The organism is Thiomicrolovo sp. ZZH C-3 (assembly GCF_054862725.1).
Genome location: NZ_JBTKXX010000001.1, coordinates 65,394 through 81,418, shown reverse-complemented (window position 1 = coordinate 81,418; position 16,025 = coordinate 65,394). Strand labels below are relative to the sequence as shown.

The window sequence follows — 16,025 nt, the reverse complement described above, 5'->3', positions numbered from 1 at the left end:
CAGCGCGCTTACGGCAACGTGGCGTTCTCGATAAAGGCGATCACCTTCTCCGCGGGCATCTCGCAGGGTTTGAGCAACGGGGCCGAGGCCGTTTCATAGTAGTTCAGGCTTACGAAGTCGCTGCCCCCGAGCGCCTCGGCGTAGAGTTTGATGAGCCTGCCCTGCAGGTGCGTCTCTTTGCGCATAAGCCAGCGCTTCCCCCCATAGAGCACTTCATGCGCCCCGTCGGGGAAAGCACGCAGTTTTTCACGGTAGGACATGAACCATATCTCCTTCGTTGATCGTCCCGCCTATTTCAATCACGGCACGGATACCGCCTATGCCCTTGAGACCCGCCATCATCTCCTCGCCAAGCAGCCGTGAAAGATAACGGCACGGCGGTGCGCTCCGCACCCACCGCAGCGTCACCTCCCCGATACGGAACCGTCTGCCTTTGAGTGCGGTGAGGTCGATCCCCTCCGTGACGATGTTACGCCTAAAATCGGCAGGCAGAAGGGTGGTACCGAGCCGCCGGTTGCACTCGGCGATCGCTTCGGCGGCGATCAGCGTCACCTCCCGCACACTCGGGTCGAACTGGGGCGCGTTGAAGCTGCCGCGGCCGAAATAGTAGCGGTCGCCGACAAGCCCCCTGCCCGCGACGGCGGTAACGGAGGAGACGCTTTCAAGCGCTGTTTTTGCTTCGGGACCGATAATCAGGGAGACCACCCTGCCGCTTCGTTCATTCATAAATGAAATCATACCCTAGCGGGGGCGGATGGAAGGAAAGGGTTACGCGGAGAGGTCCGGGCGCGCCGGCGTACTGACCATGTACTGTTTCAGCTTGGCGATATGGGGAAAAAACTCGCGCTTGAGCGCATCACTGTGCATCTTGATCTTGGAAAAATCCATAGCCTCGTCTACGTTGAACCGTATGGTGTCTTCCGAATCCTGCTCGACAATGCAGCTGATCGGCGAACTCGTGCGCAGCCATTCGCACAGGCGGTCCGACAGCTCTTTTCCAATGACGGTTTCAACCTCTTTTGACGTGATGAACATCTGATAATTCCTTAATGATAAAATGCGTAAGTCTACTGCGCCACCGACGCGGCAGCGTTTCAGCCTTGTCACATAATTATTACAAATATTCATGTTTTAGCCCCATAAAAACTGCGCTAAATTTCATCACTCCTATTCACAATTTCAATATTGTTACTGTTAGATACACCGGGGAGGAAAAACAGGATGGCTTTCGAAGGTTAATATTTGTTAATCTAATAAACAAAGAAAGGATAACGTATAGATATTACTAATACTGACTTTTTCCCGTCGCTTTGCGGGTGATGCAAGAAATACAATGGAGCAGAGACACGACCCGCACTTTTTTATTCCCCGCTTCAACACCCCGCTTCGGAGACTGCACTAAGGGCCGTTTTGCACAGCGCCGTGATCTTTCCGAACTCCCCTGCCCCCACGGCCGCTTTGGGGACGATCCAGCTGCCGCCGACGCACGCGACGTTCGGCAGGGCGAGAAAGTCGTTCATATTGGAGAGGCTGACGCCGCCCGTGGGGCAGAAACGCATCTGCGGGAAAGGCCCGGCGAAACCCTTAAGCAGTTCGATACCCCCGACGGCGGTGGCGGGGAAGAGTTTGCAGCCCGTGATGCCGGCGTTGATCGCCATCATCACCTCGCTCGCCGTCGCGACGCCGGGGATAAAAGCGATCCCCTCCGCCGCGCTCGTTTCCAGCAATGCCGGGCTGATGCCGGGACTGAACGAAAACCGGCCGCCCGCCTCGCGGACCCGTAACAGTCCGCTGGCATCGATAACGGTCCCCGCACCGACATGCATCTGCGGCACCGCTTTGGCAATCGCTTCGATGGAGGCCAGCGCCGCGTCGCTGCGCAGGGTGACTTCCATAATACCGACACCGCCTTCGAGCAGCGCTTCGGCCAGCGGGACGGCATCTTCCACTTTTTCGAGTACGACCACCGGTACGACCGGCGAGATGGTAAAAAGTTCTGCTGCTGTCATGCCCGCTCCTCTCCGACGGCGTCGAAGATCGTCGCCCCCTCTTCCGCGCTGCCGACGTTTTGGCGCATCAGGGCGAAGAGCTCCCGCCCCATGCCGTGGCGGTTGTGCAGAAGCGACGGCGACGCGGGCTCCCTCGCAGCCAGTTCCGCCGCGTCGACCAGCAGCTCCAGCTTCTTCTCGTGCACATCGAGCACCATACGGTCCCCGTCGCGCACTTTGGCCAGCAGACCGCCGTGGGCCGCTTCAGGGGTCATATGGATGGCAGAGGGCACCTTGCCCGACGCCCCCGACATCCGGCCGTCGGTGACGATGGCGACCTTATACCCCTTGTCCTGCAGCACCCCCAGCGGCGGCATCAGGCCGTGCAGCTCCGGCATGCCGTTGGCCCCGGGCCCCTGGAAACGGACGACGGCAATGAAGTCGCGTTCGAGCTCCCCCGCTTTAAAGGCGCTCTGCAGCGCCTCCTGGGAGTCGAAGACCCGCGCTTCCCCCTCAATATGCATCAATTCCGGTTTGAGCGCGGAGATCTTGATGACGCTGCGGCCGAGATTCCCCTCCAGCAGTGCCAGTCCCCCTTCATGGGAGAAGGGCTCCTCCACCGTCGAAACGACGTCGGGGTTGCGCGACGCCTCCGGTGCGGGCACAAAGGCCAGCTCCCCCGCGTCGAGCAGCGGCGCTTCCGTGTAGCGGCGCAGCCCCGGCCCCATCACGGTCTGCACCTCCTCATGCAGCAGCCCCGCATCGAGGAGTTCACGGATGACGAGCCCCATGCCGCCCGCATCGCGGAAATGGTTGACGTCCGCCTGACCGTTGGGGTACATCTTGCAAAGCAGAGGCGTCACGGCGGAGAGCGCGTCGAAATCGTCCCAAGTGAGCACGATTCCCGCCGCCTTCGCCATGGCAATGAGGTGGAGGGTGTGGTTCGTCGACCCCCCCGTCGCCATCAGGCCGATGACGGCGTTGACGAAACTGCGCTCGTCGATCATCCGCCCCACGGGCAGATAATTATCCCCAAGCTGGGTCAATGCCGCCGCCCGCTGCGCCGCCGCCGCCGTCAGCGCTTCACGCAGCGGGGTATTGGTGTTGACAAAGGCGCTGCCGGGGATGTGCAGCCCCATGATCTCCATCAGCATCTGGTTGGAGTTAGCCGTGCCGTAAAAGGTACAGGTCCCGCTGCTGTGGTACGAAGCGGCCTCGGTGCGCAGCAGGGCGTCTTTTCCGACCTTTCCCTGGGCGTACTCCTGGCGCACGAGCGCCTTTTCGGCGTTGCTGATCCCCGAGGGCATCGGTCCCGCGGGGACGAAAACGGCGGGCAGGTGCCCGAAGGTCAATGCCCCGATGAGCAGCCCCGGCACGATCTTGTCGCAGACACCGAGGTAAAGTGCACCGTCGAAGACGTTGTGCGACAGGGCGATGCCCGTCGCCATCGCGATGGTGTCGCGGCTGAAGAGCGAAAGCTCCATTCCCGGCTGCGACTGGGTCACCCCGTCACACATCGCCGGGACCCCGCCGGCCACCTGTGCCGTCGCGCCGACATCCATCAGGGCCCGCTTGATCAGCGGGGGGTAGGTTGCGAAAGGCTGGTGCGCGGAGAGCATATCGTTGTAGGCGGTGACGATCCCGATGTGGGGTGTCACCGTCCCCGCCAGCTTGCGCTTTTCATCCTCGGACTCCGCCGCCATGGCGTGAGCCAGGTTGCTGCACCCCAGGACTTCACGGTTTGCCCGGTGTGCGTGGTGTGCGGCGTCGATCCGCTGCAGGTAGCGCTCGCGGGTCGGGAGGGATCGCTTACGGATCCGCTCGGTCACTTCAAGAATAACAGGATGCATGATCTCCTCCTATGCGTAAAAGACTTCCAGTGCGATGTCAGGGTGGTTCAGCACGGCGCGAACAGGCATTATAGCCACATCATCGCCGTCGAGGGCCGCTTCGTAGACGGCCAGTTTCGCCCCGCCCTCGATGTGCAGGTAACAGTGCGCGGCGGAGGCGATGGCATGCAGCGAAAGCGACATCCGTTCTTTCGGATCCACCGGGGCCTCGGCCGCCCCGCAGAGCACGGGGTCGCTCAGCAGCGGCTGCAGCTCGGGCCGGCCGGGAAAGAGCGAGGCGGTATGGCCGTCGCTTCCCATCCCGAGCACCACGACGTCAAAGGGGAAAAACGCCTTGTAAGCGGCCGAAACCTCGGCAACCGCCTCCGCGGCCGTCTCGTCCGGGCGGAACATGCCGGCGAAGATCGCCGCCTCCGCCCCGTTGGCAAGCAGTTCACTGCGGACCAGGTTCTCGTTGCTGGCCCCCGATTCCGGGTCGACCCAGCGCTCGTCCACGAGCCCCACCGTCACCTTGCTCCAGTCGACACTTTCGGCGGCAAGCTGTACCAGGAAGGGACGGGGCGTATTCCCGCCCGAGAGCAGCAGCGACGCGCTCCCCTTGGCGGCGATGGCCGCGTCGAGGTCCCGTGCCACCTTGTAGGCGAGGGTCTTGTGCAGCGTCGGGAGCGAATCGTAGATGTGAAAAACGTTCTCAGTGCTCTTCATACCAGCTCCTGCCGTCACGCTCGATCATCGCGATGGCCGCCGTCGGTCCGTCGGTCCCGGCGGCATAGCTCTTGAGGCCGACTGCGCCCCCTTCCCACTCTTCGAGAATCGGATCCGCCCATTTCCACGCCGCTTCGACCTCATCGCGCCGCATAAAGAGCGTCGCGTTGTTGCGGATGACGTCGAGCAGCAGGCGTTCGTACGCCTCGGGGGTGCGCGGGGCGTTTTCGGGGATGTTCAGATCGAGCGCCATCTCCCGCAGGTGCATCTGCTCGGAGAGGCCCGGGATCTTCGTCATGATCTTGAGCTTGATGCTCTCTTCGGGCTGCAGCATGATCACCAGCCGGTTGGGGGAGATACAGCGCCCCTTGTTCGCGAAGATCTGGTACGGCACCTCCTTGAACTGCACGACGATCTCCGTATAACGCTTGCTCATCCGCTTGCCGGTGCGCAGGTAAAAGGGCACCCCCTGCCAGCGCCAGTTGTCCACGTCGACGCGCACCGCGGCGAAGGTCTCGGTGGTCGATTCGGGGGCAACACCCTCTTCGAGGTAGCCGGGAACCTTCTCGGCGTTGATCACCCCCGCCGTGTAACGGCCCCGGACCGTTTTCTCGCTCACGTCTCCGGAGGCGAAGGGGCGGAGCGATCGCAGCACCTTCACCTTCTCGTCGCGGATGCTGTCGGCTTCAAGCGAACAGGGCGGCTCCATCGCCACGAGGCAGAGCAGCTGCATCAGGTGGTTCTGGATCATGTCCCGGAAAGCGCCGTAATCCTCGTAGTAGCTGTGGCGCCCTTCCAGACCGACGCTCTCGGCCGCCGTAATCTGGATATGGTCGATATCCTGGCCGTTCCACAGCGGCATGAACAGCATGTTCGAAAAGCGCAGGGCAAGGATGTTCTGGACCGTATCCTTGCCGAGGTAGTGGTCGATCCGGAAGATCGCCTGCTCTTCGAAATAGAGCGCGACCTCGTCGTTGATCTCCTGCGACGAGGCCAGGTCCCGTCCGATCGGCTTCTCCAGCACAACGCGGCTCTCAGGCGTGATCAGCTCCCAGTGGTTGAGGGCCTTGCAGATCGGCCCGAAGAAGGTGGGGGCCGTCGAGAGGTAGTTGACGCGGTCGCGGTCGGGGTATTCGCCGAGCATCGTGGCGAGGGCGGCATAGCTCTCCTCCACCCCGAGGTCGACGGTGACGACCTCCAGCTGCTGTGAAAAGCTTTCCCAGCGCGCCTCTTCGAAACACTCCTCTTTCACGAAAAGCTTCAGTTTCTCCTTGACCAGGGCGAGATGCTCCTCCCGCGACACGTCGTGGCGGCTCGTAGCGATAATACGGCTCGTCGGTGCGACGTAGCCGTCCCCGCAGAGGTGGTAAAGGGCGGGAATAAGCTTGCGCAAAGAGAGGTCCCCATGCCCTCCGAAAATAACAATATCACAAACATTGGCGGTTTCACTCATAACTGTCGTCCTTTATTAAAAGAGGGTTGCGGAACCTTCCGGCATCTTTTTGGAGCGCTTTTTAAGCGCCGCCGAAGCGAAATACTCCATCTCGTTCTCCCGCAAAATGCGGATGGCGTTCGTCGTACCGGGTACGCCGATGGGGTCGCCCGCGGTCACAATGTACATGGCATGGCGGCTCAGCACCTGCCGCGCCAGGCCGCTCTGCACCACTTCGATGAGCATCTTGTCCACGCTCGTCGTCCGGGTCAGGAACGCCGGGACCACCCCCCATACCAGGGTGAGTATCCGCGCAACGCGGTCGCTGTGCATGACGGCCAAAATAGGGTTCTCGGGGCGGTAGCGGGCCAGTTTTTTCGCCGACTGTCCCGAGGCGGTCAGTGCGATAATGGCTTTGGCATCGATCTTCTGCGACAGCAGGACCGCCGATTCGTCGATGACGTCCATCTCGTCAAAGCATTCGAACTGCGCGAACTTGTGGTAGGGGTAGATCTTCTCCGTCTCGCGGATCGTCTCCGTCATCGTTTCCACCGCTTTGATCGGGTAGGCGCCGACGGCACTCTCCTCGGAGAGCATCACGCAGTCGGTGCCGTCGAGCACGGCGTTGGCGACGTCGCTGATCTCCGCCCGCGTTGCCCGTTCGGCATGGGTCATGGAGAGAAGCATCTGCGTCGCGGTGATGACGGGTTTGCTTTTTTCGTTGGCTTTGCGGATCAGCATCTTCTGCAGCGTCGGTACCCTGTAGAAAGGGACCTCGATGCCCAGGTCGCCCCGCGCCACCATCAGCCCGTCGCTGGCTTCGAGGATCGCGTCGATGTTTTCGACAGCGTCGAACTTCTCGATCTTTGCGATCAGCTGGGTCTTGCCGCCGTGGCGCTCCACCTCGTCCCGCACGTCCTCCATGTCCTTCGCCGTCTGCACGAAGGAGATCGCCATGAAATCGACCCCGTTCCTGACCCCCCAGGCGATATCTTCCCGGTCCTTCGGCGTCAGGACCTCCAGCCCCAGGGGGGTATGCGGGAAGTTGACCCCCTTGCGGGAGCTGAGTTTCCCGCTGTTCTGCACTTCGCAGACGACGCTGTCACCCGTCGAAACGACAATGGTGCGCAGAGAGCCGTCCGCCAGGTAGATCGCCTCGCCCGCTTTGACCTTGGCCAGCAGTTCCGGGTGGTTGAGGCTGAGGCGGAGGCAGCCCGGTTCGGTAAAAACACCTTCAACCTCTTCGGGCGTAAACTCGATCCTGTCGCCGGGGGAGAGCTCCACGATGCCGTCGATAGTGCCGATACGCACCTTCGGTCCGCTGATATCCTGCAGTACCCCGACGATCAGCCCGCAGCGGCCCGCCGCTTCGTAAATGCGTTTGAGATTGGCTTCGTGGTAGGCATGGGTCCCGTGGCTGAAGTTGAGACGGAAAACATTGACCCCCGCAAGGATCATCCGTTCCAGGGTATCGACATCCTCGCACGCCGGACCGACCGTCGCCAGAATCTTGGTATGTTTTTTCATCGCAATCCTTCCGAGTCCTTCCGGACGTTGCGTCAAAACACGTCCCCGGTCTGTAGGCCGGAGATGGCATTCTTGGAGCTATGATAACCAAAATCATATCGTGGTGCAGTAGCAGAATGATTACAAAAAAGGCAGTAGGTGGTCAGCGGGGAGGCAGCTGGGGCCCCGCCGGGAGGTTATTCGATGTTCGTATAAACGGCCTGGACGTCATCGTCCTCTTCGAGTTTGTCGATGAGCTTCTCGACCTCTTCCATCTGCTCCTCGGTGAAGCTTTGCGGGTTGTTCGGAAGGCGCTGCAGTGAGGCCTTCTTCACTTCGATCCCCATCCCCTCCAGGGCTTCCTGGAGCGAACCGAAACTGGTATAGTCGCCGTTGACGTAGACGGTGCCCTCGTTTTCGTCCAGCTCTTCAAGGCCGGCATCGATCAGCTCGAGCTCCATCTCCTCCAGGTCCATCGCGTCCGTTTTTTCAAATTCGAAGACCGCTTTGCGGTCGAACATAAACTCGAGCGAGCCGGTTTTGAGCAGTTCGCCGCCGCTTTTGTTGAAATAGCTGCGCACATTGGCGACGGTACGGTTGTTGTTGTCCGTCGCGCACTCGACGAAGATCAGCGCGCCGTGCGGCCCCTTGCCTTCAAAATTGACCTCGGCGATATCGGCGGCGTCTTTCCCGCTGGCACGTTTGATCGCCGCTTCGATGTTGTCCTTGGGCATGTTCTGCGCTTTGGCCGTCTGGATCGCCAGACGCAGCTGCGGGTTCATATCGGGGTCCGGTCCCCCCGCTTTGGCCGCCATCGTGATCGTTTTGGCCAGTTTCGGAAAAATCCGGGACATGTTGCCCCAGCGCTTCTCTTTCGCCGCGCGGCGGTATTCGAACGCTCTACCCATCGTATCCTCTTTACAGGGGGTCTCCCCTTTTGTTTCCGCAATTATAGCAAAAGCCTTCGCTACAATAACGGTATGAAGCCGATACCCGCCGTTCCCGATACCCTCGCCCCGCTTATCGACGCCCTTGCCGCGCAGGGGGTACGGCCCGTACTGGTCGGCGGCTATGTACGTGATGCCCTGCTGGGGATGCCCAGCAAAGATATCGACATCGAGTGTTTCGGTGCGGCCTCCCTGGAGGCCCTTATTCCGCTGCTGAAGCCCTTCGGCAGTGTCAACAGCGTCGGCAAATCCTTCGGTGTCCTGAAGCTCACGCTGAACGGTTATGACCTCGACCTCTCCCTCCCCCGGGTCGAGACGAAAACCGGGCCCGGCCATACGGGGTTTGCGGTCACGACGTTTGAAACGTTTGATTTTAAAACGGCGGCCAAACGGCGTGATTTCACCGTGAACGCCATCGGTTACGATCCCCTCGAAAAACTCCTCCTCGATCCCTACGGCGGCGAAAAAGACCTGGAGGCGCAGACCCTGCGCTGCGTCAATGAGAGCACCTTCGTTGAAGACCCGCTGCGGCTGCTGCGCGCCGTACAGTTCTCCGCCCGTTTCCGTCTCATCCCGGACCCGCATCTGGTGCACCTGGCGCACACGATGATGGCGCAGGGGGTACTTGCCGAATTGCCCAAAGAGCGCATCTTCGAAGAGTTCAAAAAGCTGCTGCTCAAATCCGACACCCCCTCCGTCGGCCTGCGGACGATGCATCTTCTTCTAATCACCCCGTTCTTTCCCGAACTTGCGGCACTGGTAGGGACCGATCTTTGGGATGTCGTACTGCGGGCGCTCGATACGATGGCGGACATCCGCCGCCGCGTGCAGAGCGATCCCCTGGCCCTGATGTTCGCCCCGCTCTGCATCGGCATGGAAGATCCAAACGCCTTTCTCACCGCACTCACCGATGACAAACGGCTGGTTTTGAACGTGCTTGATTATGTAAAGTATCACGGCGAACCCGAGCGGCTCTACGCCGAAGCGGCATCGGACGCGGAGGTGATGCGCCTGGCACGGGACGTCCGCATCGATACGATCGCCGCCGTGGCCGAAGCCTGCTATCGTGGACACCACCCCGCCGCCGAGACGAGCGACGCCGTGGCCTGGCTGCGGCACAAAGCGGAGAGACTGGGCGTGCTGAATGCGCCCAGGGCCGCCCTGCTGAACGGAGAAGCGCTTATCGCCGCCGGTCTATCCCCCTCCCCACTTTTCAAAACGATCCTGGATGCGGCCTACAACGCCCAGCTTGAGGGCGCGTTCTCGGATGAGGAAAGTGCGAAGGCGTGGCTGAAGGATTATCTGTCGGATTTGGGGTAATCGTAGGCGAGGGTTTTATAACGTTCGAATTCAAACGCCGACCATCTGCAGGGGATCTCGAATCGGATATAGGCCGCGGTCGGCATGTGAACGGCTTTTCCGCCCAGGGTTTCGGCTATCCACTCCAGGGTCGGGTTGTGCCCGATGATCATCAGTGCGTCGACGGCGTCATCGACCTTGCGGATCACCTCGGCGTAGGTTTCGGACGTGGCCTCGTACAGTAACGGTTCCGTTTGGACCGCTAACGCCCCGTCATACGCCTTTTGCAATGCCTCCGCCGTCTGCCGGGTACGCAGCGCGGAAGAGACAAGGACGAGATCGGGGGTATAGGGTTCGGCGTGAAGGCGCTGCGCCATGGTTTTGGCCGCTTTCCTGCCGCGGGCATTAAGGGGGCGTTCGTGATCACCGAGGGCCGGATCGTCCCAGGAGGACTTCGCATGCCGCATCAGTGTCAACGTACGCATCAGAGGGTCTTGATATGTTTCTTGACGAGCACGCCGACGCCGGTTTCGGAGCTGGCACCGATGCACGAGAGCGCATAATCAAGACGGCTGCGGTATTCGGCCTCATCGATCGGCAGCCCCGTGCCGTCCGCCGCCTGCATCGTAAAGGTGCCGTCGGGTGATTTGAAGTACCGGATGCCCCGGCAGAAGAAGCAGAGCGGGTTGTCCTGTTTGAGCACGGCGTAAAAATCGATGCCGTCGTCCCGCATGTCCATCATGATCGCCTCGGCACCGTCACCGCTGCGTTTGGCCAGTTGCCGCTCCATCTGCGACTGAAAATAATCCGCCAATGTCTCTTGCATTTTCTTCCCCGTCTCCTCATGGAATCTAGGGCAGAATTTTAGCACAGAATCGTTAAATGCAGCGGCCTGATAATATTAATATATTTTATATGATTTATTTTGTTATTCGGCTGCTGTCGATCTCGATGACCGTGTGAACATTCCCGCGGGGGTTGTAGTCCGCCGTGATTTTCATCCATTTGGGTTTGAGTTTACGCTCGAGAACCTCATAGATCTCGTTCGCGCTGTTCTCATGGGAGATGTGGCGCTCCCGGAAGGAGTTGATGTAGAGTTTGATCGCCTTGAGCTCGACGACCCACTCATCGGGCGTATACTCCAGGTAGATCGTCGCATAGTCCGGGTAGCCGCTGCGCGGGCAGAGACAGCTGAACTCCGGCAGGGTCATCTTGATAATGTAGTCGCGTTTGTGCTCGTTGGGCCAGATCTCCAGATCCTTCTCCACGTCGAAGTTGGCGATAATCTCTTCACCGTATTTCATGTTTTACTCCTTGATAGTATCAATGGGGCTGAGGTAGTTCCCCTGGATTAAATCGATCCCCACTGCCTTGGCGGCATCATAGGCGGTTTCGTCTTCGATCATCCGGATCCAGCTGCGGTACCCCAGCGTTTTCACCGTCTGCTGCAGCCCCGCCAGCAGCGCCTGAACCCGCGGTTCCGTGATCCCTTTGCCAAGCGTACTCTCGTAACGGACAAAATCCACGTCAAGATCCTGCAGATAACGCATCGAAGCGTGTACGCCGCCCAGGCGGTCCAGTGCGATGGAGATCCCCGCCCGCCGGAAGGCCTGAAGCCGCGTATTGAACTGCTGCGTCTGGTGGTAGAAGTTGCTTTCACTGATCACGAACACCAGTCGGTCGCGGAGCGTGTCATTGTTGGAAAGCAGCATCATAATATGCTCCAGGAAGAGCGGGTTGCGCAGTGAGGAGGGGGAGACAGTGACGGCGATCATCTGTCCCGGTACGAGCGACGCGACTTCCGCCAGCGCCGCCTCGGTCTGGATCTCGTCAAAACGGCGCAGCAGCCCCAGGCGGTTGATCACCGGCATAAAGCGCTTCTGGTGGACGAGTTTCCCCTCCCCCGTAACCAGTTTGACGGCCTGCTCGAACAGCAGGGGTTTTCCCTCTTCATACACGGCCTGGTAGGCGTAGGAGAATGCACGCGCATTGACCGCTTCGAGTACCAGGTGCTCCACCGTATCGGGGTCGACCTCTTCCGCATCGGCTTTGAGCATCTTGGCATTCTCGCCCTGCAGTTCATAGAGCCAGTCGACCAGTTTTTCAATGGAGCGCGAATGGTTCGTATCCGTCATGGATCCCAGGATATCGACCTCGATCTCTTCAAGGCTGTAGTGCTGGAATTTCACGCAGAGCAGCTCCATCATCGAACTGAAATCCTCCTGCGTCCCTTCCAGCGCGATGATGAAGTCCCCCCCTTTGAAGTGGGCGATCGGCACACGGTGCATGTTGTGCTCGTCCAGATAGGCGGCAAGCCTGTTGGCCACACTGTAGAGGACTTTATCGCCGTTCGCAAAACCGTAGCGCTGGTTGATGTCATCGAGGTTGACGACACTGAGCAGAAAAAAGGTGTAATTCCTCTTTTTCAGCTCTTTTTGCATCAGCGCGATGAAATACTCCCGGGTGAAAGCATGGGTGATCGGGTCCGTGATCCGCTCGTTAAAGCCCTGGTAGATCAGGTAGAAGAGGTAGTAGACCATAATACCCAGCATGCTGAAAGCGACGATGATAAAGGTGTTGGGGATCGTATTGAAATAGCGCAGCATCACCGATGCTGTGGTGATGACCGCCAACGCAAAAACAGGGAGCCCCATTCGCAGGGCAAGTTTGAAGCGGTTTTCGCGCTCCTTGGCTTCGGGATAGAGTAGACTCATTGTTTACACGTCAAGGTGTTTGACGTCCTTGGCGTGGGTCTCGATGTAGTTACGGCGCGGTTCGACTTCATCCCCCATAAAGAGGTTGAAGGCTTCGCTCGCCGCTTCCGCATCTTCGATGGTAACGCGAAGCAGCACGCGGTTTTCCGGTGTCATCGTCGTTTCCCACAGCTGTTCGGGGTTCATTTCACCCAGCCCTTTATAGCGCTGGATATACGAACCCTTGCGCGCATACTCTTTGATCTCTTCGAGGATCTCGAGCGGGTCGCCGCCGATGTCGATGCCCCACTCTTTCATCTTGTCGAAAACAAACTGCGCCTCGTTGAAGTGCGGTGCGCTGAAGAGCTCGTCGTTGATGCGGAGCTCTTCCATCCCCTCGTCGGTCTGGACGAAGAGATGGATCTCCTCTTCGCTGACCAGTTTGGAGAGGATGTTGTTGCCGCGTTCGGCGAGGAACCGTTCCACCTCGGCGTACATCTTCTCCGAGTCCAGCCCGATGATGTCCGGGTTCTCGATAAAGTGGCGGATCAGGCTGACCAGGGAGTAGCGGCGCTCCAGCGATTCGAGGCTGCCGTTGTAGTGGTCGACCATCTTGAAATAGGAGACGAGGTCGTTGTGCCCGATTCCCTCGATTTCAAGGGACTCTACGCCGTTTTCGATCAGGAAATCGTTCATGACGCGGTCGTTTTTGAAGTAGATCTCTTTCTTGCCCTTCTTGTAGCGGTAGAGCGGCGGCTGCGCCAGGTAGAGGTATCCGTTCTCGACGATGGTCGGGAAGTAGCGGAAGAAGAAGGTGAGCAGCAGGGTCTGGATGTGCGAACCGTCGACGTCGGCATCGGTCATGATAATGATCTTGTGGTAGCGCAGCTTCTCTTCGTCGAACTCTTCGCCGATCCCGCAGCCCAGGGCCGTGATCATGTTCGTGATCTCGTCGGACTTGAGGATCTTGTCCAGGCGTGCTTTCTCGACATTGAGGATCTTACCCTTGAGCGGCAGGATCGCCTGAAAGACGCGGTCGCGCCCCTGCTTGGCCGAACCGCCCGCGGAGTCGCCCTCGACCAGGTAGAGTTCGCTGATCGTCGCGTCTTTGCTCTGGCAGTCGGCGAGTTTCCCCGGCAGGGTACCGACGCTCATGGAGTCTTTGCGGCGGGTCAGGTCACGCGCTTTTTTCGCCGCTTCGCGTCCCTTGGCGGCAAGCAGCGCTTTCTGCACGATCGCCTTGGCTTCGATGGGGTTCTCTTCGAAATACTTCGCCAGCTGCTCATAGGAGATCTTCTGTACGAGCGGACGGACGTAGGTGTTACCCAGCTTGCCCTTGGTCTGCCCTTCGAACTGCGGTTCTGGCACCCGGGCGGAGACAATGGCGATTAGCCCCTCTTTGACGTCGTCGCCGCTGATCTTGACGTCTTTCTCCTTGGCATTGCCGTTTTGGGAGTTGTAGACGGAGATGGCGCGGGTCAGCGCCGCGCGGAAACCGGCTTCGTGCGTCCCGCCGTTGGGGGTACGGATGTTGTTGACGAAGCTGTAGACCTTCTCGTCGTAGGTTTCGTTGTACATCAGCGCGATATCGACCTCGATATCCTCGATCTTGGCGCTGTACTCGAACGGCGCAGCCACCTGCTCTTTTTTGTTGAGGTCGGTCACGAACTGGGTGATCCCGCCTTCGAAGTGGTAGGTCTCGTTTTTGCCGTCGCGCTCGTCTTTGAAGATGATCTTGATCTTCGGGTTGAGGTAGGCGAGCTCTTTGAAACGCTTGGCGAGGTAGTCGTACTCGAAAATGACCGTTTCGGTAAAGATGGAGGGATCCGGGGCAAACTCGATCGTCGTCCCGTGTTTGCGTGTATTGCCGGTGACCGCAAGCGCTTCTTGGGGAATCCCCTGCTTGAAATCCTGCTCATGGATTTTGCCGTCGCGGTGGATCGTCATGTGCAGGGAGCTACTGAGGGCGTTGACGACGGAGACCCCGACCCCGTGCAGACCGCCGGAGACTTTGTAGGTGTCTTTGTCGAATTTCCCCCCGGCGTGCAGGACGGTAAGCACGACGGTCGCGGCGGAGATATTCTCGGTCGGGTGCATATCGGTCGGGATACCGCGCCCGTTATCGCTGATGATCGCCGTGCCCGCTTTGGTGAGCGTGACGTTGATCGTGTCACAGTAGCCCGCCATCGCCTCATCGATGGAGTTGTCGATGACTTCGTAGACGAGATGGTGCAGACCGCGATGGCCCGTATCACCGATATACATCCCCGGACGTTTACGTACGGCCTCGAGTCCTTTGAGGACTTTAATATTGCCTGCGCCGTAATTTTGTTCCATGATCGCTCCAGTACGCTAAATGGGTTTAATTTTATCTAAAAAGGGCTAATAAATTTATTTTATGGGCTCAGAGGGAAAAGAGCAGGCGTGGCCTGCGTAAAAAAGAGGGGGGGTGAATCAGATAACGATCGGCATCACGATCGTTTTGAACTCCTCCTCCTGGAGCATGAAAGGCATGTTGGGTTCGTTGAGTCCGAGGGTGAACTGCATCTGATCGATCTGGCCGAGGAAGTCGAGGATATAGCGGCTGTTGACGGCAAAGACAAAAGGGGAATCGATCCCGGTCTCGACGTTGATCTCTGTCGTGGCCTTATTGTTTTCGTCACTGAGGCTCTCGAAGAGGATACGGCCGCTCTCAAGTGTCAGCTTCATATCATTCGAGATCGTCGTGATCTGTTTGATGGCATTGACGATATCGCTTTTGGGCAGGGTGAGGTTGTAGCGTGTCGATGCAGGGATGATGCGGTTGTAGTCGGGGAACTTCCCGTTGATCAGTTTTGTAAAGAAAGTGTACTGGTCTGATTTGATCAGCAGGTGGGTGGCATCGTAGTAGATGTCGATATTGCTCGTAAAGAGCTTCTGGATCTCGATAATCGCTTTTTTCGGGATGATCAGGGAGAGTTCGCTGCCGTTTGACTGCGGAATGGCGATGATGGCCAGGCGGCGGGTATCGGTGGCGACAAAGTTGATCTGGTCCGTTTTGATATCGATGAGCGCACCGTTGAGTTCAAACTTCGGATTGTTCGTATCGGCGGCAGGGGTGATCTTTTTCAGGGAGTTGATCAGCAGACCCGAATCGATCTCGACACCGGGTTTGTTCTCAATAGAGGCAAAGGGAGGGAACTCCTGGGCATTGTACATTGGGAGCTGGAAATCGGAGTGACCCTGGGTAATGTCGAGCATGCCGTCTTTGGTATTGAGGTTGACATTGCCGTCACTGAGGATGCGGACGATGTCGAGGAGTTTCTTGCCGTTGGCAGTGGCCATACCGGGTTCGATGACGTTGATGTTGCCGGCTTCGATGACGAGGCCGATCTCATAGTCGGTGGCTTTGACGGTCAGGGTGTTCGATGCAGTCGCTTCGAAGTAGAGGTGTGATGTGATCTGGGAGAGATCTTTTTTCTCCAGAAACGGCTGTGTGTGGATCAGGATATTTTCCAACACGGATTTGGCGATCTCGAACTGCATCGAAGCTCCTGTTATATATTTAAATTTTTAGTAGAAGATAGTAGTCTGCCGTTTTTTTGTGAAAAAGCAGAATACACCCC

At 58.8% G+C, this 16,025-nt stretch carries 16 protein-coding genes; 1 reads left to right on the top strand and 15 read right to left on the bottom strand.

Going from position 1 to position 16,025, the window contains the following annotated elements:
• Positions 1-8 precede the first annotated feature (8 nt).
• The 9 genes from ACXWTF_RS00415 to ACXWTF_RS00375 form a co-directional block, all read right to left on the bottom strand.
• A complete protein-coding gene (locus ACXWTF_RS00415) occupies positions 9-260 on the bottom strand; it encodes a hypothetical protein (protein WP_461713076.1) in 252 nt (83 codons plus the stop codon).
• Positions 247-726 (bottom strand): MOSC domain-containing protein, encoded by a 480-nt coding sequence (locus ACXWTF_RS00410; RefSeq protein WP_461713075.1) that lies wholly within the window; start codon positions 724-726, stop codon positions 247-249. The genes ACXWTF_RS00415 and ACXWTF_RS00410 overlap by 14 nt, the downstream gene beginning before the upstream one ends.
• Before the next feature lie 42 nt (positions 727-768).
• Positions 769-1,035, bottom strand: coding sequence for a hypothetical protein (locus tag ACXWTF_RS00405; protein ID WP_461713074.1), 267 nt, complete (start codon positions 1,033-1,035; stop codon positions 769-771).
• Positions 1,036-1,373: 338 nt separating this feature from the next.
• Entirely contained in the window at positions 1,374-2,009 is a 636-nt protein-coding gene (gene eda, locus ACXWTF_RS00400) for a bifunctional 4-hydroxy-2-oxoglutarate aldolase/2-dehydro-3-deoxy-phosphogluconate aldolase (protein ID WP_461713073.1), read from the bottom strand.
• The gene (gene edd, locus ACXWTF_RS00395; protein WP_461713072.1) at positions 2,006-3,838 is read right to left on the bottom strand and encodes a phosphogluconate dehydratase; all 1,833 of its coding nucleotides are present in this window, start codon (positions 3,836-3,838) and stop codon (positions 2,006-2,008) included. Before edd ends, eda begins: the two co-directional genes overlap by 4 nt.
• A gap of 9 nt (positions 3,839-3,847) precedes the next feature.
• Complete coding sequence (gene pgl, locus ACXWTF_RS00390) at positions 3,848-4,543, bottom strand: 6-phosphogluconolactonase (protein ID WP_461713071.1); 696 nt, start codon at positions 4,541-4,543, stop codon at positions 3,848-3,850.
• Positions 4,530-5,996, bottom strand: a complete 1,467-nt coding sequence (gene zwf, locus ACXWTF_RS00385) for a glucose-6-phosphate dehydrogenase (protein WP_461713070.1) — start codon at positions 5,994-5,996, stop codon at positions 4,530-4,532. The genes pgl and zwf overlap by 14 nt, the downstream gene beginning before the upstream one ends.
• A gap of 15 nt (positions 5,997-6,011) precedes the next feature.
• Positions 6,012-7,502 carry a pyruvate kinase gene (gene pyk, locus ACXWTF_RS00380; RefSeq protein WP_461713069.1) on the bottom strand — a complete coding sequence of 497 codons (1,491 nt, stop codon included), beginning with the start codon at positions 7,500-7,502 and terminating at the stop codon, positions 6,012-6,014.
• A gap of 176 nt (positions 7,503-7,678) precedes the next feature.
• A complete protein-coding gene (locus ACXWTF_RS00375) occupies positions 7,679-8,389 on the bottom strand; it encodes a YebC/PmpR family DNA-binding transcriptional regulator (protein WP_461713068.1) in 711 nt (236 codons plus the stop codon).
• Positions 8,390-8,461: 72 nt separating this feature from the next.
• On the opposite strand from ACXWTF_RS00375, the gene ACXWTF_RS00370 reads away from it, so the two are divergent.
• On the top strand, positions 8,462-9,748 hold the full coding sequence (locus ACXWTF_RS00370) for a CCA tRNA nucleotidyltransferase (RefSeq protein WP_461713067.1): 1,287 nt from the start codon (positions 8,462-8,464) through the stop codon (positions 9,746-9,748).
• Here the strand turns inward: ACXWTF_RS00370 and ACXWTF_RS00365 are convergent.
• From ACXWTF_RS00365 to dnaN, 6 genes are all read right to left on the bottom strand, one after another.
• Entirely contained in the window at positions 9,727-10,212 is a 486-nt protein-coding gene (locus ACXWTF_RS00365; RefSeq protein ID WP_461713066.1) for a SixA phosphatase family protein, read from the bottom strand. The two genes, ACXWTF_RS00370 and ACXWTF_RS00365, sit on opposite strands and share 22 nt — an antisense overlap.
• On the bottom strand, positions 10,212-10,553 hold the full coding sequence (locus tag ACXWTF_RS00360; protein WP_461713065.1) for a hypothetical protein: 342 nt from the start codon (positions 10,551-10,553) through the stop codon (positions 10,212-10,214). Before ACXWTF_RS00360 ends, ACXWTF_RS00365 begins: the two co-directional genes overlap by 1 nt.
• A gap of 94 nt (positions 10,554-10,647) precedes the next feature.
• Complete coding sequence (queF, locus tag ACXWTF_RS00355; RefSeq protein ID WP_461713064.1) at positions 10,648-11,031, bottom strand: preQ(1) synthase; 384 nt, start codon at positions 11,029-11,031, stop codon at positions 10,648-10,650.
• Between the two features lie 3 nt (positions 11,032-11,034).
• Positions 11,035-12,441, bottom strand: a complete 1,407-nt coding sequence (locus ACXWTF_RS00350; protein WP_461713063.1) for an EAL domain-containing protein — start codon at positions 12,439-12,441, stop codon at positions 11,035-11,037.
• Positions 12,442-12,444: 3 nt separating this feature from the next.
• Positions 12,445-14,757 carry a DNA topoisomerase (ATP-hydrolyzing) subunit B gene (gyrB, locus tag ACXWTF_RS00345; RefSeq protein ID WP_461713062.1) on the bottom strand — a complete coding sequence of 771 codons (2,313 nt, stop codon included), beginning with the start codon at positions 14,755-14,757 and terminating at the stop codon, positions 12,445-12,447.
• 117 nt (positions 14,758-14,874) lie between these two features.
• A complete protein-coding gene (gene dnaN, locus ACXWTF_RS00340; RefSeq protein WP_461713061.1) occupies positions 14,875-15,945 on the bottom strand; it encodes a DNA polymerase III subunit beta in 1,071 nt (356 codons plus the stop codon).
• Between the last annotated feature and the right edge of the window lie 80 nt (positions 15,946-16,025).